Origin of the sequence: Clostridium tarantellae (genome assembly GCF_009295725.1) — a bacterium.
Classification (GTDB): domain Bacteria; phylum Bacillota; class Clostridia; order Clostridiales; family Clostridiaceae; genus Sarcina; species Sarcina tarantellae.
Genome location: NZ_WHJC01000645.1, coordinates 1 through 489 on the forward strand (window position 1 = coordinate 1; position 489 = coordinate 489).

The window sequence follows — 489 nt, forward strand, 5'->3', positions numbered from 1 at the left end:
TCTTAAAAAACCCTGAAAGTGAAAAGGTAAGAGCTTTAGAAATGTCAGTAAAAGAAATACGAGAAGCTAAAAATGAACTTATTAAAATTAGCTGTGATGAAAAACAAAGAGCATTATATGAACTAAGGGCTAAAGCCTTAAAAGATGAAACAAGTGCGTTAAATAAAGCTAAGCGTGAAGGAAAAGAAGAAGGTCTTAAGGAAGGGAAGGAAAAAGGTCTTAAAGAAGGAAAAGAAAAAGGAATTAAAGAGGGTGAAAAGATAAAATCTTTAGAAATAGCTAAAAATTTACTAGATGTTTTAGATGATGAGACTATTGCTTTAAAAACTGGGTTAACAGTGGATGAAATAAATCAGCTTAGAAAGTAGTCACAATAGATTTAGTAGAATTATAAGGAAGTGAATAGAGTGTTACAGAGCTTATTAGATCCTAAAATGGATTTTATATTTAAGAATATTTTTGGTTCAGAAAAGCATCCAGATATATTAA

Annotated in this window: 1 protein-coding gene; it reads left to right on the forward strand. The window is 29.4% G+C overall.

Translation table 11 applies throughout. The features are described 5' to 3' along the window. A partial coding sequence (locus tag GBZ86_RS16740) for a nuclease/transposase family protein (protein WP_479690755.1) occupies positions 1-368 on the forward strand: 368 nt, incomplete at its 5' end. Positions 369-489 lie beyond the last annotated feature (121 nt).